This is a genomic window from Orenia metallireducens, from assembly GCF_003001995.1.
Taxonomy (GTDB): domain Bacteria; phylum Bacillota; class Halanaerobiia; order Halobacteroidales; family Halobacteroidaceae; genus Orenia; species Orenia metallireducens_B.
The window spans coordinates 110073-135995 of record NZ_PVNB01000008.1 but is presented as its reverse complement, the minus strand read 5'-3'; the positions used below and the strand labels follow the sequence as shown (position 1 = coordinate 135995).

At 32.7% G+C, this 25923-nt stretch carries 18 protein-coding genes and 2 pseudogenes; 5 read left to right on the top strand and 15 right to left on the bottom strand.

Annotation, left to right across the window (positions count from 1 at the left end; all coding sequences use genetic code 11):
- The 3 genes and pseudogenes from BX659_RS19665 to trhA form a co-directional block, all read left to right on the top strand.
- Window positions 1-134 (top strand): annotated as a pseudogene (locus BX659_RS19665) (IS30 family transposase); the annotation flags it as partial.
- A 138-nt stretch (window positions 135-272) separates the two neighbouring features.
- Complete coding sequence (locus BX659_RS07880) at window positions 273-1163, top strand: cation diffusion facilitator family transporter (RefSeq protein WP_097017572.1); 891 nt, start codon at window positions 273-275, stop codon at window positions 1161-1163.
- Window positions 1164-1244: 81 nt separating this feature from the next.
- Window positions 1245-1886, top strand: a complete 642-nt coding sequence (gene trhA / locus BX659_RS07875; protein WP_097017571.1) for a PAQR family membrane homeostasis protein TrhA — start codon at window positions 1245-1247, stop codon at window positions 1884-1886.
- A gap of 131 nt (window positions 1887-2017) precedes the next feature.
- Here the strand turns inward: trhA and BX659_RS07870 are convergent, their stop codons facing one another.
- Window positions 2018-2893 carry a LysR family transcriptional regulator gene (locus BX659_RS07870; protein WP_097017570.1) on the bottom strand — a complete coding sequence of 292 codons (876 nt, stop codon included), beginning with the start codon at window positions 2891-2893 and terminating at the stop codon, window positions 2018-2020.
- A 205-nt stretch (window positions 2894-3098) separates the two neighbouring features.
- On the opposite strand from BX659_RS07870, the gene BX659_RS07865 reads away from it, so the two are divergent.
- Window positions 3099-3608, top strand: a complete 510-nt coding sequence (locus BX659_RS07865) for a YbhB/YbcL family Raf kinase inhibitor-like protein (RefSeq protein WP_097017569.1) — start codon at window positions 3099-3101, stop codon at window positions 3606-3608.
- Between the two features lie 217 nt (window positions 3609-3825).
- Here the strand turns inward: BX659_RS07865 and BX659_RS07860 are convergent, their stop codons facing one another.
- From BX659_RS07860 to gyrB, 8 genes and pseudogenes are all read right to left on the bottom strand, one after another.
- Complete coding sequence (locus BX659_RS07860) at window positions 3826-4722, bottom strand: GGDEF domain-containing response regulator (RefSeq protein ID WP_097017568.1); 897 nt, start codon at window positions 4720-4722, stop codon at window positions 3826-3828.
- 3 nt (window positions 4723-4725) lie between these two features.
- A complete protein-coding gene (locus tag BX659_RS07855; RefSeq protein ID WP_097017567.1) occupies window positions 4726-5157 on the bottom strand; it encodes a response regulator in 432 nt (143 codons plus the stop codon).
- Between the two features lies 1 nt (window position 5158).
- Entirely contained in the window at window positions 5159-7348 is a 2190-nt protein-coding gene (locus BX659_RS07850; RefSeq protein ID WP_097017566.1) for a sensor histidine kinase, read from the bottom strand.
- A 20-nt stretch (window positions 7349-7368) separates the two neighbouring features.
- Window positions 7369-7809: pseudogene (locus tag BX659_RS19420) on the bottom strand (sensor histidine kinase).
- 82 nt (window positions 7810-7891) lie between these two features.
- Window positions 7892-8017 (bottom strand): hypothetical protein, encoded by a 126-nt coding sequence (locus tag BX659_RS18810; protein ID WP_143786659.1) that lies wholly within the window; start codon window positions 8015-8017, stop codon window positions 7892-7894.
- A gap of 318 nt (window positions 8018-8335) precedes the next feature.
- On the bottom strand, window positions 8336-11428 hold the full coding sequence (locus BX659_RS07835) for a UvrD-helicase domain-containing protein (RefSeq protein ID WP_097017563.1): 3093 nt from the start codon (window positions 11426-11428) through the stop codon (window positions 8336-8338).
- The gene (locus BX659_RS07830) at window positions 11425-14028 is read right to left on the bottom strand and encodes a PD-(D/E)XK nuclease family protein (protein ID WP_097017562.1); all 2604 of its coding nucleotides are present in this window, start codon (window positions 14026-14028) and stop codon (window positions 11425-11427) included. Before BX659_RS07830 ends, BX659_RS07835 begins: the two co-directional genes overlap by 4 nt.
- Before the next feature lie 540 nt (window positions 14029-14568).
- Window positions 14569-16476 (bottom strand): DNA topoisomerase (ATP-hydrolyzing) subunit B, encoded by a 1908-nt coding sequence (gene gyrB / locus BX659_RS07825; protein WP_097017561.1) that lies wholly within the window; start codon window positions 16474-16476, stop codon window positions 14569-14571.
- Between the two features lie 449 nt (window positions 16477-16925).
- Between gyrB and gyrA the strand changes: the two genes are divergently transcribed.
- Window positions 16926-19310 carry a DNA gyrase subunit A gene (gyrA, locus tag BX659_RS07820; protein ID WP_097017560.1) on the top strand — a complete coding sequence of 795 codons (2385 nt, stop codon included), beginning with the start codon at window positions 16926-16928 and terminating at the stop codon, window positions 19308-19310.
- Between the two features lie 170 nt (window positions 19311-19480).
- Here the strand turns inward: gyrA and BX659_RS07815 are convergent, their stop codons facing one another.
- The 6 genes from BX659_RS07815 to hisF form a co-directional block, all read right to left on the bottom strand.
- The gene (locus BX659_RS07815; protein ID WP_097017559.1) at window positions 19481-20626 is read right to left on the bottom strand and encodes a protein-glutamate methylesterase/protein-glutamine glutaminase; all 1146 of its coding nucleotides are present in this window, start codon (window positions 20624-20626) and stop codon (window positions 19481-19483) included.
- A gap of 486 nt (window positions 20627-21112) precedes the next feature.
- The gene (locus BX659_RS07805; protein WP_097017558.1) at window positions 21113-21475 is read right to left on the bottom strand and encodes a response regulator; all 363 of its coding nucleotides are present in this window, start codon (window positions 21473-21475) and stop codon (window positions 21113-21115) included.
- Window positions 21476-21488: 13 nt separating this feature from the next.
- A complete protein-coding gene (locus BX659_RS07800; RefSeq protein WP_097017557.1) occupies window positions 21489-23480 on the bottom strand; it encodes a chemotaxis protein CheA in 1992 nt (663 codons plus the stop codon).
- 33 nt (window positions 23481-23513) lie between these two features.
- Window positions 23514-23972, bottom strand: a complete 459-nt coding sequence (locus BX659_RS07795; RefSeq protein WP_097017556.1) for a chemotaxis protein CheW — start codon at window positions 23970-23972, stop codon at window positions 23514-23516.
- A 544-nt stretch (window positions 23973-24516) separates the two neighbouring features.
- Window positions 24517-25167 carry a bifunctional phosphoribosyl-AMP cyclohydrolase/phosphoribosyl-ATP diphosphatase HisIE gene (gene hisIE / locus BX659_RS07790; protein WP_097017555.1) on the bottom strand — a complete coding sequence of 217 codons (651 nt, stop codon included), beginning with the start codon at window positions 25165-25167 and terminating at the stop codon, window positions 24517-24519.
- A complete protein-coding gene (gene hisF, locus BX659_RS07785) occupies window positions 25149-25916 on the bottom strand; it encodes an imidazole glycerol phosphate synthase subunit HisF (RefSeq protein WP_097017554.1) in 768 nt (255 codons plus the stop codon). The genes hisIE and hisF overlap by 19 nt, the downstream gene beginning before the upstream one ends.
- Window positions 25917-25923 lie beyond the last annotated feature (7 nt).

Sequence of the window (25923 nt, the reverse complement as noted above, 5' to 3'; positions counted from 1 at the left end):
GTCTAAATGAATTTGCTATTGAATCTATTGCTAGAGTCCAAAATTGGTGCAATACTTTACCAAGAAAAATCTTAGATTACCTAACCCCTGATGAAGCATTTGAAGACCAAGTAAGAGAAATTTTATATAACTAAATACACAAATTATTACAGTTTGAAATTAGTTCAATTTAATATTGCAATTTAAGCACATATAATATAGAATAACTACATAGTAATAATCTTATTGAAATGAGAATCAATAGCTTCTAAAGCTATAAAGGAGTGTATTTTATGAATCAAAGAGAAAGAACAAAGGCAGGAAACAGAATATCGAAGATTACAATTTTTTGGAATGTAATGCTATCATTTCTGAAATTATTAGCAGGTATTATCGGAAGAAGTAGTGCTATGATAGCTGATGGAATCCATTCCTTATCTGATATCATCAGTACAGTCGCTGTTATGATCGGTCTACATATGGCTCAAAAGCCAGAGGATGACGACCATCCCTATGGTCATGAGAAGATTGAACCAGTTGTTGCAAAAATTCTAGCAACCATCCTATTTATCACTGCATTAGGTATCGGCTCTGACGGAATACATAAAATTAAAGCAGGTACTTATCAGACTCCAGGGATGATTGCTTTATACGCTGCTATCTTATCTATCATTATAAAAGAATGGATGTATAGATATACTATTAAAGGTGCTAAAAAACTAGATAGCTCAGCCCTATTGGCAGATGCTTGGCATCATCGCTCTGATGTCTTTTCATCAGTAGGTACTCTTATTGCAATTACAGGGGCTAGATTTGGGTATCAAATATTAGATCCTATAGCTTCACTAATCATCTCTCTTTTAATTATTAAGGTATCCTTTGAGATTTATAAACAGTCTATCAATCAGCTTGTTGATTATGCTGGTGATAAGGATACTATCGAACAGATTAGAACTGATATCTCGACAGTAAGAGGGGTTAAAAAGATAAATACTCTAAAGACCCGAGTCCATGCCAATAAAATTTATGTGGATGTAGCAATCGCTGTCGATGGTAAGCTAACGGTAACAGAGGGGCATCAAATTGCTAGAAGAGTACATGATAAGATTGAGAATAATAAGACCTATAAAGTTAAGCACTGTATGGTTCATGTTGATCCTTATCAACAAGTGGAGAGCAGTTAGCTTAAATCATCTATCCTTGATAATCTAGTTAAAAATGAATATAATTAAGTATCTACTAAAAATATTGAAGGGGAGAATCAGATGGATAATCAGGAAAAATCTATAAATGTTGAAGAAATTACCAATGCTATTTTACATGGAATTGGGCTAGGCTTGGCTATTGCTGCCCTTGTAGTCTTGGTCGTCCTAGCCAGTATGTTTGGAGATGTATGGTATGTAGTCAGCTTTAGTATCTATGGCTCTACATTAATCATACTCTATCTCTCTTCTACTCTCTATCACAGTTTTCCTAAAGGTAAGGTCAAGGATATCTTTCGTATCTTCGACCATGCATCAATCTATCTACTGATAGCAGGGACTTATACCCCTTTGACCTTAATTTCTCTAAGAGGGTCTTTAGGCTGGACTATCTTTGGTATTGTATGGGGAATAACTATCTTAGGGATTGTTTATAAGATCTTCTGGATTGAGCACTTTAAGATATTTTCAACAGTCTTATATATAATCATGGGATGGTTGGTTATCTTTGCAATTAAACCCTTATTAGCAGTTTTAAATATGACTAGTATAGTCTTTCTAGTACTAGGTGGGGTACTCTATACTGTAGGTACAATCTTCTATGCTTGGGAGCAGATGAAGTACAATCATGCTATTTGGCATCTTTTTGTTTTAGGTGGTAGTATCTGCCACTTCTTTACTGTACTATTCTTATTACCTCGCTAAGCTAACTCCATAATTAGCAGAACTAATTGCTACATATTTATATCACAATTTAAATAAAGAAGCTGTAGCTTATAATATTATAAGCTACAGCTTCTTTATTTTATTATTTAGAATTTAATTTAAGATAATAATTATTTGTCTTGTTCATTTTTAATAAATCTAGAAAACAATTTTAGAAATAATTGTATTTCACTACTTTCTTTGTTCCATAGCATATAAGTAAATGAAATGGGATCTTTTATATGCTTAGAGTTTAAAAACTTTATATGTTCATTATCTCCATCTTTAAGAATATATGTTGGCAAATAGGATATTCCTTGCTTAGATTTAATTAAATTTTCTGTTGCATTAACTGAAGAGATAGAACAGAAGTCAGCTTTGGAAACTAATTTTAATATATCGCTTTTCAACTCTTTCCAATATGTAGGATGATTATCAGAAAAAATTCTATACTTCTTAAAATATTCGATTTCATCATTTATATTTTTGTTTTCAGCTATATCAGGAACAACAAGTTTAATTTGCCCTTCACAAATTCTTTGATAAGATAAATTTTTCAAACCACTCAATTCACGGGTTATACCAATATCATACCTCCCCTCCTCTACTTCTCTAGCCATAGATTTATCAACTACAAAAATAGAAATATTTATATTGGGAGCAACCTTGAAAAATATAGGAAGAAATTTTGGAATTATATATGAAGCTATATATGTAGTAACTGCAATATTGAGGTTATAATCATATTTATTTGAATTCTTTATTCTGCTTAATCCCCTTTCATAAGTAGTAATAGTTTCAATAGCAATAGGATAAAATAATTTCCCGTTTTCGTTTAAAATAATGTTTCTACCAACATTATCGAACAATTCAACATTTAGAAAACCCTCCAATTTCTTTATATGGTTAAATACTGTTGTTTGAGTTGTAAATAGTTCAGTAGCAGCTTTTCTATAATTTTCATATTTTGCAACTTTTAAAAAGGTATAATACCATTCTAAATTCATAAAAACCTCCTAATTAAATCTACTAGAGTTAATTATATCATAGGAGTTAACGACTTAAAATAGTTAATCATTAAGAATTCTTTTATGTTTTATTAAGAAAAATGTAATTTTATTTAAGAAGAATTTAGTATATATTGTTTATGTAACGAAGATATTTTGTAGATAAGTTTAATAACCTACCAAAAATTAAAAGGAGAGAACTATTATGAAGTTAAAAGTATTGAGAGAAGACAATTACCTGCCAGATAAGTATTCTAAATATGCGAAAGAAGAATATAAATATAAGGAAAATCCATCTGTTTCCTTTCCAATAAAATTTATAGATAAACCAGAAGGAACAAAAACCTTAGCACTTACATTAATAGATTATGACTCAATTCCTGTTTGTGGCTTTGCTTGGATTCACTGGAGTGCTTGTAATATTCCTGGAAATATAGATTATTTACCAGAGAATATAAGTGTAGGTAATTCTTTAAATCTAGTTCAAGGAAAAAATAGCTTTGCTTCACCCTTTGTAGGAGAAAAAGATACCAATATCATAGAAAGGTATACAGGACCAACTCCTCCTGATAAAGATCACAAATATACACTAACTGTTTATGCCTTAGATTGTAGCTTGAAATTAACAGATGGCTATTTTCTAAATGAATTTCGAGATAAAATAAAAAATCATATATTAGACTCTGCTGAAATTGAACTATTATCTCGTGTTTAAATATTAAAATAGATTATTGAATTAGTTATGATATATCAACTATACGCATCATAAACAAATCTATTAAGACTAGAAATAATATTTCTAGTCTTAATAGAGGAAGTTTAAATCAACAAATAAAAAGTAAACATTCATGTTCTCGCATAGTTAATAATATAAAACGCAGCCTAACCTATAGTAAAAAGCTTCTATAGACCAAACTACTTTTACTTATATCTTAATTCTTAGATTTTTTCCTTTGCTGCTTTTCCAGATACATCAAATCATCAGCTTCTTTTAGCAGCTCATCCATATCTACAGGGTGATTAGGATCATATTCAACAATTCCAATACTCATAGACAATTGATAGGAACGATTTTCATGCTTATTATGAGCTTTAATCTTATCTACTAGGCGCTTCTTAAGTAGTTCAATAGACTCCTTACTAGAATCAATCGATATTACTACAAACTCATCACCACCGATTCGACCAATAATATCAGAGTCCCGAAAAGTATCCTTTAAAACAGTTGCTGCATCTGTAATCAATCTATCACCTTCATTATGCCCAAGATTATCATTTACTCCTTTTAATCCATCTACATCAGCATAAACTAAGAGAAACTTCTCATCTCTTCGCTTAGCCATCTTTATCTGTTGTTCTAGCATGGATAAGAATCCCCGTCGATTATATAGCTTAGTTAATTCATCAGTAATCGACTTCGATTCTAATTTTTTTAATAATTTATGGCGTTCTATAGCATAAAAGATCGCTCTTAATAAGAGATTAGCACTAACCTCCCCTTTGACCAAATAATCTTGAGCCCCTTCATTTACAGCTCTAATACCAAGCTCTTGGTCATCTAATCCTGTCAATACAATTATAGGTAAATCTTCACAATAATCCCTTATCTTAATTAGAGTGTCAAAGCCTATAGAATCAGGCAATCCTAAATCAACTAAAACTATATCAAAGTCCTCTTCTTCTAATGAATTTATTCCATCTTCTAAACGCTTTTCATGTCTAATCTTCATCTCTATATTAGCAAACTCCTTTGTCATTTCAAAAAAGAGCCTTGCATCTCCTATATTATCTTCTACTAATAATAATTTAATCTCCTTTAAATTGAGCATAACTTATTCACCCCTAGGTAATTTTACAATGGTCATCCAAAAATTTTCTATCGATTTGATAACTTTAATGAATTGATCTAGATCAACAGGCTTTGAAATATAACAATTAGCATTTAAATCATAGGCTTTTAGAATATCCTCATCGGCTTCAGATGAAGTAAGGATAACTACTGGAATATATTTTAGTTTTTTATCTTTTTTAATTATCTCTAAAACCTCATAACCACTCTTTTTGGGTAAATTCCAATCTAATAAGACTAAATCTGGCCTTTCTTCACCTTTATACTTTCCTTCCTTACGAAGAAATTTAATTGCCTCTTCTCCATCAGAGACTGTATTTAATGTATTCTTCATCTTGGCTTCCTTTAAAATCTCTTGGGCTAAACGTACATCACCTGGATTATCTTCTACCATTAAAATTTTAACCTCTTCCATCTTAAATCCTCCTCTGTTTAATTGTAAAATAGAAAGTACTGCCCTTTCCTTCTTCACTCTCTACCCAAATCTCTCCTCCATGCCGTTCTACAATCCTCTTACAGATTGCAAGACCGATTCCTGTCCCTTGGTATTCATTATAGCTATGGAGTCTTTGAAAGATTGTGAAGATCCGTTCACTATACTCTGCTGAGAAGCCAATTCCATTATCGCTGATTGCAAACTGCCAAGCATCGTCTTTTTCTTCCATAGATATATCAATTTGAGGCTCTTCTTTATCATTGAACTTAATTCCATTTTGAATTAAATTTTGGAATAATTGAACTAACTGTACTCTATCGCCATAGAAATCAGCTAAAGGCTCATAGATAATTTTTGCATTCTTCTCTTCAATAAATATTGATAAATTTCTCTTTACCTCTTCTATTAGTTGATTGCCATCAATCTCTTTAAATTCTTTGCCCCTGGTATTTACTCTAGAATATTCTAATAAGTCATTGATTAATGTCTGCATTCGCTTAGCTCCATCAACGGCAAAATTGATAAATTCATTAGCATCCTCATCCAATTTATCCTTATACCTTCTTTCTAATAATTGTAAATAACTTGTTACCATTCTAAGGGGCTCTTGTAAATCATGAGAAGCAACATAGGCAAACTGTTGTAAATCTTTATTGGAACGTCTTAATTCTTCACTAACTTTAAAGATTCGTTCTTCATTTCTTTTATTTTCTGTGATATCTATTGCTATCTTATATACTCCAATAATTTTATTATTAATAATAATTGGCATACTTGTTAACATTAATTCAATTCTATTATCTTCTTTATCAACTATAGTCAGCTCAACTAACTCAGCCTTACCCTTTGCTGTATCCAAAAACAAATTTCTTCCTTTTTCTATCTGGTCTTGAGGTAATAATTCTGTAAAGAAACTTCCTATCAACTCTTCTTTAAAATATCCAGTCAACTGTTGGGCAGCTGAATTTATATCAAGAAATCTTCCTTCTAAATCTATTGAAAATACTGCCGCTATATTATTTCTAAATAACGATCTATAACGCTCTTTATTCTCTTCTAAAAGTTTAATATTCTTATTAATCTCTTCAGCCATTGTATTGAAAGTATTACATAGTTGAATAAACTCAACAGGAGCAGAGGGGATTGCTTTAAAATCAATCTTATAATCATATTTTCCTGCTTCTAGCATTTGAGTGCCCTCTAGTAAGTACTCCATTGGTCTTTCAATTCTTTCTATTAGCCTTTTTGTAATATAAATTAAAACTGCTACAATTACTAAGATAGCTAGACTGATTAACAGAATCTGTTGATAAAGGGAAGCTAGAGCTTCAGAAGCATCAATCTCTCCAATAATCAGCCATCGATCGTTATTAATCTTACGATAAGTTCCAAAAACTGCTTTTCCTCGATAGTCTTGATAGGAGTCAATTAATTTAGTTCCCTGCTTTGCTGCCTTGACAATCTTGGTATCTATTCTATAATCCATCCTTTTAATCTTTTCTGTCTTCTTTAAAGTATTAATCAAGCGAGGCAGGGTAATTAAACCCCCTTGTTGATGAATCAAGTAGGTTTCGCCAGTCTCCCCTAAATTATATTTATTCAAAATCTTTTCTATAGTCTGTAACTGTACTGCTCCCATAATTACCCCTTGAATTTGTCCTTGGTCATCCTTGACAGGGTTACTGATAAAGACATAAAGATTTCCAGCTATCCTTCCTACTAGAACATCAGAGATATATGACTGACCATTAATTGCTTTTTGATAATATTTTCGGTCACTGACATTTACTCCACCGGCATCTTCTAGAGTTGTAAATTCTATAACACCTTCATTATTAATATAATGGAGATTAGAAAATTCTTTTTTGCTTTCCAAGGTAAAATAAAGAATCGATTCTATCTCTTTGCTATTGTGAGTGCGAACTTCTTTTAACTTAGCAATAGTTTTTAAATCAGTTTTTCTTTCTTGAAACCAACTATCGATAAAAAGCTCTTGTACCCCAAGAACCTCTTCTAATTGGGCAACCACCTCTTCTTTTCTATCCTTATATTCAATCAAGCTGACTATAACAATACTGCTCACTCCTACTAATAAGAGTAATAAACTTGCCCAAAACATTAATTGTCCTTTTAAAGTATCAGGCTTTAACCTTTTAGATAAAGATTTCATTAAAAAGCCTCCTTCTACTTTTATTCCCCTTTATTTATATCAGAATATACTCTACAATTACGAGGTAAGGTAAAATAAAAGCTAGTTCCTTCTCCTAGTATAGACTCTACACATATCTCTCCACCATGGCGTTCTATGATTCGTTTACAGATTGCAAGTCCCATTCCTGTTCCTTCGTACTCCTCTTTTGTGTGAAGTCGTCTAAACATCTCAAATATCTATTTTTGATATTCATTTTCAATACCAATCCCATTATCTGAGACTGAAAATCTCCAGACCTTCTGATCTGTTTGAACTTGACTATCAATCTCTGCTTGCTCTTTATCATTGAATTTAATTCCATTTGTAATTAGATTTTGAAATAGCTGCTTTAATTGTTTCTCATCTCCACATACCTTTGGAAGCTTATCATAACTAATTTTACAGTTATTTTCTTCAATTAGAAGTTGTAAATCTCTCATAACCTTCTCTACAATCTCATTACAATCTATCTCTATAAACTCCTTTCCTCTGGTATTAACTCTAAAATACTTTAACAATTCATTAATCAAATTGAGCACCATCAACAGCAAAACTAATAAACTCCTTAGCATCCTGATCTAAGTTATCCCGATACCTTCTCTCTAGCAACTTTAGATAACTACTAACCATCCCCAAAGGTTCCTTCATATCATGAGAGATAGTATAAGCAAACTGCTGTAAGTCATTGTTTGACTCTTTTAACTTTTCTTAAGGTTTAGTTATTGAATTTATAAAATAACTATATAATTACCTTTTGATTTGATATTGATAACGATTATTATATTTATTCTGTCTATTTTAATTTAGTCCTTCCTGAAAAGATAACATCTTTGCTACTAATCAGTTAAAATCTTGAAATTGATTATAAAATCTAATATAAATTCAATTTATAAAATATTAGCTATTACTTTTAGTAATAGCTTGTAGAGTTTATTTGGCTATAGTCATCAAACTTGATCAAACAGACTAAAGCTCTAAAAACTCTGCTTTAATCTCATACTCCCTGCCTAATTTTTTCCTTATAATCCTTTGATACCTCTCTAATTGACTCTCTTGCTTTGTATCTCCACTCTTATAATCAAGTATCATAATCTCTTTATTAGCTCTGTCAACCATCAACCTATCAATTCTATGAAGCTGATGATTAGCTTCTAGCTCATATTCAGTAAAGACTTCCCACTTCTCAGCAAAGTATTCACAATGGCTACTGATAAAATCATCAACTCTCTTAAATAAATCTACTATCTTAGCTCCTCCCAGCATATTACCATACTTTGCTAAAACCATGCTCTGAGCATACTCCTTTTCAACAGTAGTATTGTATTTAATATGCTCTAGATAATAATGGATTGCTAACCCTTCTACTCTCTTTAGCTCTTTATTTAAGTCTAAATCTTTATCCAGTTCATTATCTTCCTCTACTATATCCTCCACCAAAGCAAAATAATCTCTTAACTTAGCTACTTTAATATTTTTCTTCTCTTCTGCCACTCTAGCTTGACTTAGCACCCCTATACTCTTGGCTTCAATTAATTCCTGTAAAGAATTCACTCTCATTCCAGCTAAGATAGCATCCTCATAAAGCTTATAAGACTTATCCTTCCAATAGTCATTCTCATTATTCTTCTCATTGAACTTACAGGGTGCTTCTAGATAGATAAATAGATTTCTTTCTGGTCTAGTTAGAGCTACATAAATATTATTAATCTCTTCTACAAATTCTTTTTCTTGAGCCTGTTGATAAAAATCATAGCCTAAATATTCAAAGAGAGAATTGTATTTGGAGTTGCTTAATAGATAATCCTCTACATGTTCAAATTTATCATCAAAATTTAAGTATACCTCTAACTGATCCCCATTATTTCCTCTACTAGAGCTTGGCTTCCAATAAAAGAACTCTGTTTCAAAGGATAGCCCTTTAGATTTGTGGATAGTCATTAACTTAACAGCATTACTCTCCTTAGCCCCAACTTGCTTTAGCTCTTGACTGTCCTTATTTTCTCCTAGATAATCCATAAACTCCTTTAAATAATTAAAGTCTTTCATCAGTTTAAAAAAGGAGTAAAGATTCTTTAAAGCTCCAGTATTTCCCTGATAAGTATCTAATAATCCACAGCCTTCAATCAGATAATTGCTCAACTTATTAAAGTCTAATAACTTCAAACCTCTAATCTCTGCTAACAACTGACCTAAATCACTTAACTCTATAGTGCTCTCTTCACCTCTTAAATACCCTTCGACAAGCTCTTTATTTCTCAGTAGGTACTTTAAGCCTTGATTATTTAGGTTGATTAAATCACTTCTTAAAAACCTTAATAGTTGAAAATAATCATTGTAAAGTAGATAACTCAATAAGGCATAGATAGGTTTGACTGCTTGATGGTCAATTAAACTATCCTTACTTTCTAGGATATAAGGGATATCAAGCTTATCCAATTCACGGGCAATCTCTGCTAAATCATTATTCCCTCTAGCTAAAATAGCTATCTTTTGATAATTAACTAGTTTCTCCTGGATACTCTCTGCTATTTCTTCCTTCAAATTTACTATTACCTTATCATTAAACTCTAGAGCCTGCTGTTGTTCAGTTTTACTTAATTTCTGAAAGACTTTGGTCTCAGTATTGATTAAAAGGCTATTACCTCCAAGTAGCATCTGGACATAACCGCCATCCTTTTTAGCCAAATGTTTGACATCTTCATAATACCAATTATCATAGATTCCTTTGAAGAAAGGATTGACGAAGCTGATAATCTCCTTTTCACTCCTATAACAAGTACTTAAAGATTCACTGGTTCCATCTAAGATTTGATCTAATTTAGCGAAAAGCTTTTTCTCTCCACCACGCCAACCATAGATTGACTGCTTTTCATCACCAACAGCAATTACATGCTGACATTTATCAATTAAAGGCTTTAATATCTTCCACTGCAAGACACTAGTATCTTGAAATTCATCTATAAATAGAGTCTTAACCTCTGTTCCTAGCAGTTCAAAGAAATAATCACTAACTACTTTGCCCTCTAATAAACTCAGCTCCTCTTGATAAAAATAATGGTAGGTATAGTTGCTTATATCTGAATGGGTAAAGCTCTTCTCCTTAAATTTAATCTTGTCATAAATAGCAAAGATCATCTTTGAAAAGTTAAATACCTCTTGCTCATAAGAGATCATCTCTGTATTATAGATATAAGAGGCTAAATTCTCTCTAAAGACCTCATAGCTTCCCCTTAACTCTTCTAGCAGCTCAGCCACAGCCTTAGCCCGAGTCTTACTACCATTCCAGAATTCGTTCTTAATAAAAACTTTATAGTTTCTAATAATGTATTCTTCTTTATCCTCCACACTACTTAAATTCAAGTAATCCTTGAAATCCTTCTTCAAAAAAGCAGGTGATAGCTCCTTACCTCTATCTATTGCTATCTCTTCTAAAGTATCTAGACACTGCTCAAAAAGACTAACTAAATTACCTACTGCTCTTGCTGATCTATTACTTGGCTTTATCAATAGAAACTTCCATCTCTCATCGATTAGATTCTTAATTAATCCAATATAGTTATCTACATCACGTTCAGTATTATCCTTTAAAAACTTCTCCATCAGTGTAAAATACTCTCGATTATCAAGAATCTCTTTGAATATCCCTTCAATTGTCTCAGTATTCTGATCATCCTCTATAATCTCATAAGTATAGATATCTAAATAGGGTGCTATTGCCTTCTTGAAGATATTATTAATAAAGCTATCTATAGTATAGATTCTAACCTTATCCTTGTTCTCCAACATTCTTTGATAAACCTCTCTTAAGAGATTCAAATCCAACTCAAACCCTTCATAAATCTCCTTTAGACTATCAAATACTTCACTCTTCTCTTCTCGCTCCAAGATATCCTCAATATGGGCTAGTACTCTCTCTCTTATCTCAGCTGTTGCCTTTCTAGTAAAGGTCATCACAACTATCTCTTCAAAGTCTTCCCCTCTTAATAAAGCAGCTAGATATTCTAAGGATAATCGATAGGTCTTGCCTGTTCCTGCACTTGCCTTTAAGATATTTATCACTTTAGCACCACCTTACAGATCTCACTATAACTACAATTATTACAATAGTATTTATACTGATTACTATACTCCTTGCTATCCAAAAAGTCTTGTAATAAGGCTTGTAACTTCTGAGCAAACTCCTCTTCAGAGTTTACTTTTCCATCTTCAAAGCTCTCTTTCATCACATTATAGATACTCTTCTGAATAATCTCATCTGATTCAAAGTCAGGGTTATATAATAATGAGTAGAAGTCTAATTGCTCTTGGCTACTACTACCAGTCTTGTAATCTATAATATACTTCTGATTATTTTCATCCTCTAGGATTAAATCTAACCTCCCATTTAGATAGACCTTGGCTTTTTGATGGTCTAAAAAGACTCTTCTTTCTTCTCTATCTAGACTCCATTCGCTATCTATTTGCCTGATATTAGGAACTTTTCTCTTTAATTTCTCAAAAAATCCTTTAATAGAACCTGCAATCAATTTAAATAAGACCTTATGATAGTACTTCTGATAATAATTAGGGAGCTTTAATTCATAGGCTTGTAGCTTCAGCTTTAAGGTAGCTGTAATTATTCCCTCATCTAAACTCCCATTATTGATCATTATCTGATTGCCGTAATTATTAATTATCGTTTCAAAAACTTCATGGACTATTATCCCAATCACCTTAGGGCTGATCTTCTTCTCAAACTCTACCCTTTCTTCCGATAATTTGGCAATATGCTCTAAAAAGAAGCAATAGTGGCAGCTACTCAAAGTAGTCGCTTTATAATAAGATAGCGATAATTGACCTTCAAAGTCAGCTGCCTCTAGCTTTAAGCTATCCTGTTGCCTATGAGTAATGTCCAATCTATCCTTTAGAGAATTATTACTACTAGCAAATATACTATCAATTATTGTAGGATAATGCTTCTCATTCAATTCAACTGATTGTAAGGGAAGATTATACTTTAATCTCAATTCCTCTAAAAACGAGCTAGAATCTATATTCTTATCTTGATTCTCAATTGCATAGATAATAACATCTTGAGAGCTGAAGATATGCCTAAAGAAGAGATACTTCTCCTTTAATCTAATCTCTTCAACTGTCCTTAAACCTAACTTACTCCTCTGCTCTTCTGTTAATAAGAAGTTACTAGAGCTTAAAGTAGGAATAACCCCTTCATTGATATTTAGCATAATTATTCTATTATGATTAGCAAAGCTACTGATTAATAAATCCTTAATTTCAACTCTACTCTCTTCATTATTATCTAGTGATTTTATCTTTTTAAATCTTAAATAATTTAGAATTAACCTAAATAATCCTTCAGAACTATTCTTAAAATACTTATTCCAGGAGCTGACTAAATTCATCTCTTCAATTGAATTAAGCTCTGCTAAAGCTCCAAAGTATTGGCTAATAGTATTCTTGTATTTATCTTCAACTAATTTATCTTTGTCTAAACCCTCTAGAAAGCTAATATATTCTCCTAAAGTACTTAATTTACTTATCATCTTGATTTCATCTATGATTACTTTAAACTGCTCTAATCCTTCAAGGCATAAGCTCTCATCAAAATAGACATAATCAGCTTGAGCTAAATCGACTAAATTCTTAAGATCAAGCTCTGTTAAGTCATAGTAAGCTCTAAAAACCTTTAAATAACTAGCAGCTAATAAAGCCTCCATACTTAATTTCAATCTTCCTTTACTTAGATCAGCAGTCTTTAATAAACTATGTAAAGCATCCAAAAATCTATATAAATTACTGTTAGTAAAGGAGCTATCCTGATCCACCTTAACCTTTTGTGCCGATAATAAGTTATGATAATTACTATTAGCAAAGTTACCGTCTAAAATCAGATAATCTTCTTCACTTTGATTCAGCTTAGCAAGAGCATTTACTAGCTGTAAAAACTCTTCACTACTCTGATAAAGCTCTACCTTCTGCTCTAAACTATCAGGTAAAATCATATCAGTCAGCTTCAACTGCTCTTCGTTATAATCCTCTTTGGCAATTTGATTATAAATACTAACCTCTTTACCTTCCTCTGCTAATCTAGAGATTAACTCCCTTTCTTTAGGGGTACTCTCTAGGAGATTAACAAAAACTAGCTCTTGATAGTCAGCTAGGAAGATAGGATTGAAGTTATCAAAATCATAGACTAGAGTTCTATCGGTATAAGCTAGTTTCTCTAGCTTAGCAATATACCTTGCTCTTAACTCTTCAAAAAGTTGATACTTTTCCAACTGCCAGCCTGCTAAATTATCAATCATATCTATGTTATACTCATTCAATTCCTGATAAAAGTTAAAGTACTCTGCCGACAAATCAATGATATCATAGTAAGTATTTACCTTTAGCTTCTCTTTATCTTTCTTGGTTAATAACTCATAAAAAATAAGAGTCAGCTTCTCCTCTTTTAACACTAGTTTATCACTCGTAAATACTTTCTCTTTTAGTTCTGAGATTGTTAAAAAGAGACTTGATTGAGCTAAGAAAGGTTGCTGATAATACTTCTTAGCTTGAATCTTATTCTGATTATTATCAAAGACATAGACCTTAGCCTTAGTGTTATCTATTACTTCTTGAAAAAGATTTGTGGAATAATCAATGTAATTTAGTTGCAAACTTTGCACCACCTTTTAGTGATTATAATTGTTAGTTATTTTATTGAGTTCTATAAAGTATTGGGGGTTTCCTGTTTCTATAATAAAGATTGACCGTTATAATTATCTGTTAAATTTTAGGAAATTGTATAATTAGATCAGTATACCAAAAAACCTGTACCTTAGAGTATTCTAAGGTACAGGTTTAATTGAGTTGTTTTTATTCTTTGATTTTACAATCAAGCTTATTTTATCTTTTAATCTCTTAAAGAAACGAAAGCGGTCTTTGAGTCCTCTCCCAATCTTAGATAGCTACCAAAACTAGAATCCAAACCAATATTCCTTAGATAGACATAGCGTTTTCCCCATCTTTTTAAATGATTTTTTGCCTATTTTTTCATCTATGGGAAAAAGGTAGGTAGCCTATAGGGAAACCTATACTATGGTGAAGTAGAATCTCTCAAACAATCCATAAAATACCTATTACCTAAAAGTATAAATCATATTTGATTTTATCAAATATATAAAAAGAAGTAGTCCGAAACCTCGGACTACTCCCCCTTATATATCAATATTATCAGCTAAATCAGCATTCTTCATAATAAACTCTCTTCTCAGTCTTGCCTTAGAACCCATCAAACGATTAAAAATATCATCAGCCATTATCTCATCCTCAACCTCTACCTTCTGTAGCTTACGATTGGCTGGATTCATTGTAGTGCTCCAGAGCTGACCTGGATTCATCTCCCCTAAACCTTTATAACGTTGAATAGTCACTTTGGTTCTATCCTTATCAGCCATATATCTCTCTAACTGCTTATCTGTATAGAGATACTTCTCCTTTTTACTATAAGTCACCTTATACAAAGGAGGCTGAGCGATATATACATGACCTGCTTCAATCAATTCAGGCATATAACGGTAGAATAGAGTTAAAATTAAAGTACAGATATGAGCACCATCAACATCGGCGTCGGTCATAATAATAATCTTATGATATCTCAATTTACTGAGGTCAAACTCTTCACCAATCCCTGCACCTAAAGCCGTTACAACCGTTGCAATCTCATTACTCTTTAAAATCTTAGTCAGCCTAGCCCGCTCTACATTCATAATCTTACCCTTTAAAGGTAAGATGGCTTGAAACTTACGGTTACGCCCTTGTTTTGCAGAACCACCAGCAGAGTCACCCTCTACTAAGTATAACTCACATTCTTCTGGTTTGCGGCTACTACAATCCGAAAGTTTACCAGGTAAGGAATTATTATTTAAAACCCCTTTTCTTCTAGTCAACTCTCTAGCTTTTTTAGCTGCCTTACGAGCTCTAACTGCTTCTAAAGCCTTCTCGACTACACTCTTAGCCGTAGCTGGATTGACATCCAAATAATAACGGAGATACTCATAAACCACCTTCTCTACAGTGCTTCTAATCTCACTATTTCCTAGCTTAGTCTTAGTCTGCCCTTCAAATTGTGGATCAGTTAACTTAACACTGACTACAGCTGTTAATCCTTCCCGTAAATCTCGACCAGATAATGCTGGATCATTCTTCTTTAAAAGATTATTATCTTTAGCATAATTATTAAAAGCCTTGGTGATAGCTGCTTTAAACCCTGTTAGATGGTATCCACCATCATGGGTATTGATATTGTTAGCAAAGGTATAAATTCTTTCATTATAACTCTTATTATATTGGAAGGCAACCTCCACATAAGTATCATCAAGCTCTTCTTCAATATAAACTATATCCTCAGTCAAAGGATCTTGACTTTCATTTAAATATTTAACAAACTCCTCCAGACCACCACTATAGCAGAAAGTCTCTTGCTTATCCTCTGACCTTCTTTCATCAAGCAAATTTATTTCTAAATTCTTATTTAAGAAAGCAGACTCCTGTAATCTAGTGCTTAAAGTCTCAAATTTAAAATTAAGTTCATCAAAAATCTTTTCATCAGGTTTGAAGGTAATCTGAGTTCCTGTCTCTTTAGTCTTCTCACCTTTTTCAAACTCAGTAACTGGAACCCCTCGCTCATACCTTTGGCGATACACATGACCATCACGATATATCTCCAGTTCAAGCCATTCTGATAAGGCATTTACTACTGAAACACCTACCCCATGTAAACCACCAGATACTTTATAACCAGCCCCATCAAACTTACCACCTGCATGAAGGGTAGTTAATACCAGTTGAGCTGCTGGTAAACCCTTTTTAGGATGAATATCTACTGGAATCCCACGACCATAATCTCGGACAGTTATCGTTTCACCTATCCCAATAGTGATATCTATCTTAGTTCCATGGCCTGCCAAAAACTCATCTATACTATTATCAACTATCTCCCAAACGAGATGATGCAATCCTTTAGTTCCAGTAGAGCCAATATACATTCCTGGCCTCTTTCTAACAGCCTCTAGACCTTCTAAAACTTGAATCTGTTCTGCATTGTATTGACTATTTACTGCCATATTATATTAACACCTCTTTCAACTTCCATCTTTTGTAAAAAATCATGATTACATTTATTATAATAGCACATTAATCAATTGATAGCAACTATTAGCTATAATAAGTCTTGATTTGACCCTATTTATATCTAAATTAATCAATTTAAATAAATATTATTCTAAAAATACAGTGATGAGTGATGACTAGTAGTTAGGAGTTAAGCGTAATTTATTTTACAAATTATAATTTAATGATATAATAAATACTGTCAATCAGCAAATTTGATATATTTCATAGGATTTTATAATTACTACTAGCTTATCTAGAGTATTAATAATTGATTATATAATCAATTATACTTCATAAACCTCTTTGATGCAATTAACTGATTGATTTTAACTGTTTGCTACTAAAGAAATATGTAAATAATTATCAACTAAAAATAGAATTTTGAAGGGAGAAGATAGATATGAAAGACAAACAGATTACACCTGTAGCTATTGAAGACAAAATGCGTAATTCCTATTTGAACTACTCGTTAAGTGTTATTATAGACCGTGCTCTACCTGATGTTAGAGATGGACTTAAACCAGTACATAGAAGAATCCTATATGCAACTAAGAAATTGGGGCTAGTTCCTGATAAACCCCATAGAAAATCGGCACGTATCGTCGGGGAAGTATTAGGTAAATATCACCCTCATGGTGATGCCTCAGTTTATAATGCTATGGTTAGAATGGCTCAAAATTTCAACCAAAGATATATATTAATTGATGGACATGGAAACTTTGGCTCAATTGATGGTGATAGTGCAGCGGCTATGCGTTATACTGAAGCCCGTTTAGCACCTATCTCAGAAGATTTACTTCAGGATATTGAAGAAAATACCGTTGATTTTATTCCTAACTTTGATAGTAGTTTAGAAGAGCCTAGTGTATTACCATCACGCCTTCCTAACCTATTGATTAATGGGTCTAACGGAATTGCTGTTGGAATGAGTACAAATATCCCACCCCATAACCTATCAGAGGTTATCGATGGCTTAATTCAACTATTAAATAATCAAGAGATCAGTATTAAAGATCTGATGAAGACCATTCCAGGACCTGACTTCCCTACTGGAGGTATTATTGTTGGAAACGATGGAATCAAGACAGCTTATACCACTGGAACAGGTAAGATAACCATTCGTGGTAGAAGTAAGATTGAAGATGAAGGTCGAGGTAAGCAAAGTATCATCATTACTGAAATACCTTATCAATTAAGTAAGGCTAAATTGATTGAAGAGATGGCTGATACCGTTAAAAAAGGAAAAATTGATAATATCAGTGATATTCGTGATGAGAGTGATCGGGAAGGACTTAGAATTGTAATTGAATTGAAGAAGAAAGCAAATCCAGAGATAATCTTAAATCGCTTATATAAGTATACCTCCTTACAATCTAATATGAGAATTAACATGTTAGCTTTGGTAGACCAACAACCAAAGGTTATGAATATTAAGAAGATATTAGAACACTTCTTAGACTTTAGAAGAGAAGTAATTACTAGAAGGGCTAAACATCAATTAGAAAAGGCACAAGCTAGAGAGCATATCTTAATTGGGCTTAAAAAAGCTACCGATAACTTGGATAAGGTAATCAAAGTTATTAGAAGCTCTAAATCTACCCCAGAAGCCAAAAGAAATCTAAAAAAGGAACTAGAAGTAACCAAAAAACAAGCAGAAGCTATCTTAAATATGAGATTGCAGCGCCTAGTCAGCTTAGAAATTGATAAATTAGAAGGGGATTTAGCAGAGATTCGGGAGAAGATTAACTATCTAAAATCAATTCTAAACAATAATGATATTCTAGATAATATCGTTAAAGATGAACTACTAGAAATTAAAGAAAAGTATGGTGATAAACGTAAGACTAAGATATTAGCCGATGACTCTAAAGCCGAAATTGAGAAGGAGGATTTAATTAAGGATAAAGATGTAGTTATCTCCCTCTCCTATCGCAATTATATTAAGAAAACAGATAGTCTAGATAATGTTCGCTCTGCTAAAAATGACTTCATCAGCAATATAGTAACTGGAAGAAACTTAGACCAAATCTTATTCTTTACCGATAAAGGACAGGCTTATAGTATTACATCCCATGAGATCCCAGAACATCATGGCTTGTCTACTGGTGACCCATTGAATCAATACTTAAAGTTACCGATGGATGAACATATTGTTGGAGTTATTATGCTAAATGATTACGCTAAAGAGAACTATATTATGCTTGCTACTAAAGATGGCTTAGTTAAAAAGACCAAAGGTGAAGAATATGAAAGTAGTATCTCATCTATTAAGGCAATCAATTTAAATGAAGGTGATGAAGTAATTGGCGCTGCCGTTAGCAATGGCCAGCAAGAAATCTTATTAGGTACTAAAGAAGGCTATACTATCCACTTCAAGGAAGAAGAGATCACTGATACTGGACGTAATACCAAAGGTAGTAAAGGAATTAACTTAGATGAAGGTGATAAGGTCATTAGCTTTAATATAATTGAAGATTCTTCATTAGTCCTTTCTATTACCAAAGAAGGACGTGGAAAAGCAAGCCCAGTTGAAGATTATACTCTGCAGAAGAGAAATGGAAAAGGATTAAAGACTATGTCCAATGATAAATATAAATTATTGGAAATTCTAACTGCTAAGACCGATGATAAAATCATCTTAGTCAGTGATAATGGAGAGATAGTCGAAATAGAGGTTAGCGATATTACAGAGACCAAACGCTTAGGTGCTATGTACTCTCAGGCAAAACTCAATAATGATGAGTTTGTGAAGATTATTAGAGTACCTAGATTAGAAAAAGAGTAATAAATACAGTAATGAGTAACGAGTAACTAGTAAAGAACTTACTTATTACCTGTTACCCGCCACTCATTACTGATTACTAAAGTATCGCAATATATCCATTAAAAGATAAAAATAATAAGACTAAAATAAAAAAAGAGGAGATAGCAGTGACTATCTCCTCTTTATCTATATTATGAATTTACCATTCTAACAATCTCCTCAGCAATCCTATCAATAGGCTTAACCACCTCTACTCCACCTATCTCATAAGCTACTTTAGGCATACCATAGACTACACAGGTCTCTTCATCTTGACCTATAGTCTTACCACCATTATCTCTAATCAACTTCATACCTTCTGCTCCATCTTTACCCATACCAGTTAAGATAACTCCAACAGTATTAGAATTATAGTCATAAGCAATAGACTCCATGGTCACATCGACAGCAGGACGAACATTATGAACCTTTGGATTCTGGTTCAATTTAACCTGCCCATTTTCGATGGTCATATGATAATCTCCTGGAGCTAATAAAGCAAGCCCCTTCTCTAATCGATCTCCTTCTGCCGCTTCTTTAACTCTAATATCAGATAATTTATCCAACCTTTGGGCTAGAGAAGTAGTAAAACCTGGAGGCATATGCTGAACGATTAAAACTGCAGCATCTAAATCTTCAGGTAATAATGTTACCACTTCTTTTAAAGCTCTAGGCCCTCCAGTCGAAGAACCTATAACTACTAGCTTTGTAAGACCAGTAGCTCTAGTTGATATTGAAGGTTTAGCAGTTATTTTCTTAGTACTAATTACTCTCTTTTTCACTGGTTTTAGTGTTCTTGAGAAAGTCTTAGAAATTTTTGCTAATTTAGATTTAGCTCCTGCTGCTATCCTTACCTTTTCAATCAACTCTTGTTTAACTTGATCTATATCTAAAGAGATACTTCCAGAAGGCTTAGCAACAAAATCAATTGCCCCTAATTCTAAAGCTTTAATTGTAGTCTTGCTCTGCTTGGTAGTTAAACTGCTTAACATAATAACTGGAATATTCTTTCCAATTAACTCTGGTAACTTCTGCAGAAATTCCAATCCATCCATCTTAGGCATCTCTACATCTAAAGTAATTACATCAGGTTCATCAGTTTCAATCTTACGCAAAGCATCTATTCCATTTCTTGCTTTATCGATAACCTCTATATCATCTGCTTCTTCTAGCATTTCACTGACAACTTTTCTCATAAAAGCAGAATCATCAACTACTAACACTTTAATTGGTCTCGATATTCCTAATTGTGAAGCCAAATCGACACCCCCATTAAAGAGAAATTTCTCTCTAAACATTTTTAAAAGACTTTAGAAGCTATCTGCTACACCTCTAAAATCCTGATCTATATATGACTATTTTAAGATAAAATAATTGATCTAATTAAATTTCAAATATAGTAATATTGATAGTATAATTTCTAGGCTTAATCTATATCTAATCAAGTTACTGATTGAACAGTTAAGAAAGAATCAACCTAATCTTAAACTCTCTTTTAGGTATAAACTAAGCCTTCTAATATATAAAACATGAAAAATAAGTTTAATAATTTAACTATTTCTACTAAGCCACAGGTTTAAACCTGTGGCTTAGTATTATAATAAACTAAATCCAAAGCCTCTAAAGATTTTTATATAATTAAATTCTGAAAAAACCTCTATAGCTAAAATCTATTAACTTAGAATGTTCTTTAAAGTATCTTTTACTTTGTTTGGTTTAATAGGTTTTACTATAAAGTCCTTCCTACAGGTTTCACAGAAACCTTTCGTAATTCATAAATAACTTTAACCTAGAATATTCTTTAGAGCATCCTTTACTTTGTTTGGTTTAATAGGTTTTACTATAAAGTCCTTTGCTCCTGCTTTTAAAGATTCTACTACCATTGGCTTTTGACCCATAGCACTACACATGACTACTTTGGCTTCAGGGTTGAAGGCAAGAATCTGTTTAGTAGCCTCAACACCATCCATCTTAGGCATAGTAATATCCATCGTTACCAAATCTGGGGATAAATCCATGTATTTCTGTATAGCTTCTTCACCATTAATAGCTTCTCCAGCTACCTCATAGCCATTCTCTTCAATTAATTTTCCCAACATTGTGCGCATAAATTGTGCATCATCAACAATCAATACAGACTTCGACAAGATGATTCCCCTCCTAACCTGTTGTAATTTCCTCTACATTGATAATTAAAGCAATACTACCATCACCTAAGATAGCTCCACCAGCAATCTTTTGAAGATTCTCGGATAAATCATTAATTCGCTTGATTACTACCTCTTGTTGACCAATAATAGAGTCCACCATTAAACCATAATTTTCATCTCCTACTTCAACAATAACTGTAGGAATTTCAGTTCTTTTCTCTGCTAATTCTGCTTTATTTAACTTATTGCGTAAAGAGATTAATGGGATTACAGACCCTCTACGGTGAATAACCTTCTCTTTTCTAATAGTTTGAATCTCATCTAAATTGACATCTACAATTTCTTGAATAGATTCTAATGGAATTACATACTCTTGATTTGCTACTTTAGTCAAGAAACCTTGAATGATAGATAATGTCAATGGTAATTTAATAGTAAAGATAGAACCTTTACCAACTTGTGAAGTAATATCAACAGAACCACTTAAAGACTCTATCTTATTCTTTACAACATCCATTCCTACTCCACGACCTGACACATCACTTACTTTAGCTGCAGTACTAAATCCTGCAGCAAAAATCAATTTTATTATCTCATTATCACTCATAGTTTCTAATTCGGATTGGGAAATAACACCTTTTTCTACTGCCATATTTCCAATAAATTCAGGGTCAATTCCATTTCCATCATCTTGAATTTGAATTACAACATTATTACCTTCATGGAAGGCTGACAATCTAACTAAACCAACTGGATCCTTTCCAGCTGCTTCTCTTTTAGCTGGACTTTCAACACCATGGTCTATAGAATTACGGATCATATGGACTAATGGATCTCCAATCTCATCAATAATAGTTCTATCTAACTCTGTATCTTCACCTTCAATTACTAAATTAATATTCTTATCTAATTCTTGGGATAAGTCTCTAACTAACCTAGGAAAGCGATTGAACACCAAGCTGATTGGAACCATTCTCATCTCCATTACAGCATTCTGTAATTCAGTAGTTACCTTACTTAATGGTTTTAATTTCTTGTTCAATTCATCTAGATTATAGCTTCTACCAACAGATTCAACCTGAGTCCGCTTAATAACTAGCTCTGCAACTAAATTCATTAAAGAATCTAAACGCTCTACATCTACCCTGATTGTATTATTGGATTTTAGACGCTTAGATAATGTGGCTGCTTTAGGCTTCTTCTTTTCATTATCTTCACTAGTAGTTTTACTCTCTTCTTTAGGCTTAGTATCCTCTTTGATTAATAATTCAGTTATATCTTCAATAAGGTTAATCTCTACCTCTTCAACCTCAGAGACACTATTTAAGGAATTATAGATTATATCTTTATCATCTTTAGTTGAGAACAAGACGTAGAAGGTATGCTCAAACTCCTCATTTTTAATCTTCTCTATTTCAGGATTTGCCTTAATCAACTCTCCATGCTCTTCTAAAGCATCTAAGACCATATCTGCTCTTAAAGATTTAAAGACACAATCTTCTTCTAATTTAACTCTGATAGTCATTGGATGGCCATGGGCATTTTGAGTCATCTCTATCTCTTCTTGGGTCAAGTTAAAGTCATTATCTTGCTTTAGATTAGCTGTAGTATTAGCTGGCTTCTCTACTACTACATCACCTTGGGAGTATGCTTTTAATTCCTTGATTAGTGTATCTAATCCACTAGTCTCTTCAGGACTACTACTTAATAGCTCTAACATATCAACTGCTTTAAAGAGTAAATTAATAACCTCAGTATTAACAGCTAAAGTCTCATCTCTAATCAAGTCCATAACATTCTCCATAGCATGAGCTAACTCGCTAACATTGTCAAAGCCCATAGTTCCCGCCATACCCTTTAAGGTATGTGCTGCTCTAAAAGCTTCATTTATCATTTCCATATCATTAGGATTATTCTCTAAAGTCAATAGTGCATCATTTAACAGATCTAAATGCTCTCTAGATTCACTAGCATATAACTCTTTAAAATCACTCATATCCATAATCAAATTCCCCCTTCCTAAATAAATTTATTACTATGATTCTTTATCCAATTCAATCTTTTCTTTTGATTTTAATAAGTTAGCTAATTCTAACAAGATAACTATATGCTCTCCTACTTTAATAATTCCTCTAATATAGTCATTCTTAATTCCAGACATACTACGAGGTGGAACATCTACCTTACTCTCATCAATATGTAACACCTCAGATACAGCATCTACAATTAATCCTACATTTTGACCTTCAAATTCTACAACAATAATTCTAGTATTATCATCTTCAACTATATCCTCTATCCCAAACCTCTTTCTTAAGTCAATAACTGAAATAATATCCCCTCGTAAGTTGATAATTCCAGCTATATAAGGAGAATTGATTGGAAGCTCAGTTATCTTCTTCATACGGATAATCTCATGTACCTCGGTGATTTTAACACCAAACTTCTCTTCCCCTATATCGAAAACAATAATTTGCCCTGTTTCCTCTGACATAATGTCTCCTCCTTTCATAAGATAAGGATTTATTTTATAAAAAATTTATTCCTTATTCATATCCTTTATTCTATCCGCTATCTTATATTACTAAATATCTTTGGTAATTCTTTTTTATAGATTCTTTTAACTTAATAATTCGTGATTTAATCTATTAATTCCTTCCTAGTTAATTAAAAAATTTATCCAAAAAGTAAAATTTATTAATAATATTAAGGAAATATGTAGTTTTTAAGAACTAAAATAAGATAAAAGCCATCTTAAACAGACAGCTTTTTAAAGTAATTAATATAATTTTAGTATAAGTATAATGTTAAGCAACTAGGAAAAATTTCTGATCGAATTTTTCCTATCTTAATCCTTTGACTATATCCTTAATTATAGACTTTCTCTCTAAATTTCAGATTTGAACTCTAAGTCCTTTTCCCTTCGAGTCCTTTGGACTCTTCGTGCTGAGATATAAAGTTTCATGTTTTTGAGAAACTTTATGATCATGGAGAGTTTCTTGAAACTCACAGGGGAAAAATTCTCGATCGAATTTTTCCTATCTTCTATCTTCCAACTCTTGATATATCTCCTTTAAGTCAACACCATAATAGACCATCATCACCATCAAGTGATAGACTAAATCAGCTACCTCATAAATAATCTCACCTTGATCCTTCTCTTTAGCAGCCATTACTACTTCTGTAGCCTCTTCTCCTATCTTCTTTAAGAAGGAATTCTCACCTTTCTTATATAGTGATGAAGTATAGGAACCTTCCTTTGGATTCTCTTTTCTATCCTTAATAACTTCATACAATTCATCTAATATATCTGAATCTAAAGATTTTTTATAAACCTCCTTAGGATCAAATACCTTCTCTGCATCTTTCTCCCGTTTAATTCCACGATAGAAACAAGATTTATGCCCTGTATGACAAGCTCCACCACTCTGATTAACTTTCAATAATAAAGTATCACCATCACAATCATAATCTATCTCTACAACCTCTTGAATATGACCTGAAGTCTCTCCTTTCCACCATAACTCTTGGCGGCTTCTACTCCAAAAACAGGTTCTACCTGTCCTAATTGTATTCTTTAAAGATTCTTCATTCATATAAGCCATCATCAAAACCTCTTTTGTCTCTGCATCTTGGATGATAGCAGGAATCAAACCCTTCTCATCAAACTTTAAATTTTTGATAGACATCTAACATTAACCCCCTCTTTCTTTAAATATTGCTTAGCTTCTTCTATTGTATACTCTTTAAAATGGAAGATCGATGCTGCCAGTGCTGCATCAGCTTGCCCTATTGTAAAAGCTTCTTTAATATGCTCTAAATTTCCTGCTCCTCCTGATGCAATCACAGGAATATTGACAGCCTCTGATACTGCTTTATTTAGCTCATTATCATAGCCATCTTTAGTACCATCACCATCCATACTGGTTAAAAGAATCTCGCCTCCACCTAATTCTTCGATCTGTTTAGCCCAATCGATTACATCGATTCCTGTTGCTGTTCTTCCCCCATGGACAAAGACTTCCCAAGAGGTACCTCTTTTTTTAGCATCTATAGCTACTACTATACATTGGCTCCCAAACTTTTGAGCACCTTCTCTAATCAACTCAGGGTTCTTCACCGCTGCTGAGTTGATCGATATCTTATCAGCTCCTGCCTTTAATAGCTCTCTCATATCTTCAGTCGTTCTAATTCCTCCACCTATAGTAAAAGGAATAAATACCTTTTCAGCAGTCCTTTTAACTACATCAACCATCGTCTTACGCTTATCACTAGAGGCTGTAATATCTAAAAAGACTAACTCATCAGCACCCTCTTTATCATAAAAAGCAGCCAACTCTACAGGATCTCCTGCATCACGAATATCGACAAAATTAACCCCTTTAACTACCCTGCCTTTATCTACATCAAGGCAAGGGATAATCCGCTTTGCTAACATAAAATCA

What these genes read in the sequence shown, in the direction of transcription:
- BX659_RS07880 (WP_097017572.1), top strand. Translation starts at nt 273, where the DNA reads ATGAATCAAAGAGAAAGAACAAAGGCAGGAAACAGAATATCGAAGATT.
- BX659_RS07800 (WP_097017557.1), bottom strand. Translation starts at nt 23,480, where the DNA reads ATGGATATGAGTGATTTTAAAGAGTTATATGCTAGTGAATCTAGAGAG.
- gyrB (WP_097017561.1), bottom strand. Translation starts at nt 16,476, where the DNA reads ATGGCAGTAAATAGTCAATACAATGCAGAACAGATTCAAGTTTTAGAA.
- BX659_RS07815 (WP_097017559.1), bottom strand. Translation starts at nt 20,626, where the DNA reads ATGTTTAGAGAGAAATTTCTCTTTAATGGGGGTGTCGATTTGGCTTCA.
- BX659_RS07850 (WP_097017566.1), bottom strand. Translation starts at nt 7,348, where the DNA reads ATGAAATCTTTATCTAAAAGGTTAAAGCCTGATACTTTAAAAGGACAA.
- BX659_RS07855 (WP_097017567.1), bottom strand. Translation starts at nt 5,157, where the DNA reads ATGGAAGAGGTTAAAATTTTAATGGTAGAAGATAATCCAGGTGATGTA.
- hisIE (WP_097017555.1), bottom strand. Translation starts at nt 25,167, where the DNA reads ATGTCTATCAAAAATTTAAAGTTTGATGAGAAGGGTTTGATTCCTGCT.
- BX659_RS07870 (WP_097017570.1), bottom strand. Translation starts at nt 2,893, where the DNA reads ATGAATTTAGAATGGTATTATACCTTTTTAAAAGTTGCAAAATATGAA.
- BX659_RS18810 (WP_143786659.1), bottom strand. Translation starts at nt 8,017, where the DNA reads ATGAAGGAACCTTTGGGGATGGTTAGTAGTTATCTAAAGTTGCTAGAG.
- BX659_RS07860 (WP_097017568.1), bottom strand. Translation starts at nt 4,722, where the DNA reads ATGCTCAATTTAAAGGAGATTAAATTATTATTAGTAGAAGATAATATA.
- gyrA (WP_097017560.1), top strand. Translation starts at nt 16,926, where the DNA reads ATGAAAGACAAACAGATTACACCTGTAGCTATTGAAGACAAAATGCGT.
- hisF (WP_097017554.1), bottom strand. Translation starts at nt 25,916, where the DNA reads ATGTTAGCAAAGCGGATTATCCCTTGCCTTGATGTAGATAAAGGCAGG.
- BX659_RS07865 (WP_097017569.1), top strand. Translation starts at nt 3,099, where the DNA reads ATGAAGTTAAAAGTATTGAGAGAAGACAATTACCTGCCAGATAAGTAT.
- BX659_RS07795 (WP_097017556.1), bottom strand. Translation starts at nt 23,972, where the DNA reads ATGTCAGAGGAAACAGGGCAAATTATTGTTTTCGATATAGGGGAAGAG.
- trhA (WP_097017571.1), top strand. Translation starts at nt 1,245, where the DNA reads ATGGATAATCAGGAAAAATCTATAAATGTTGAAGAAATTACCAATGCT.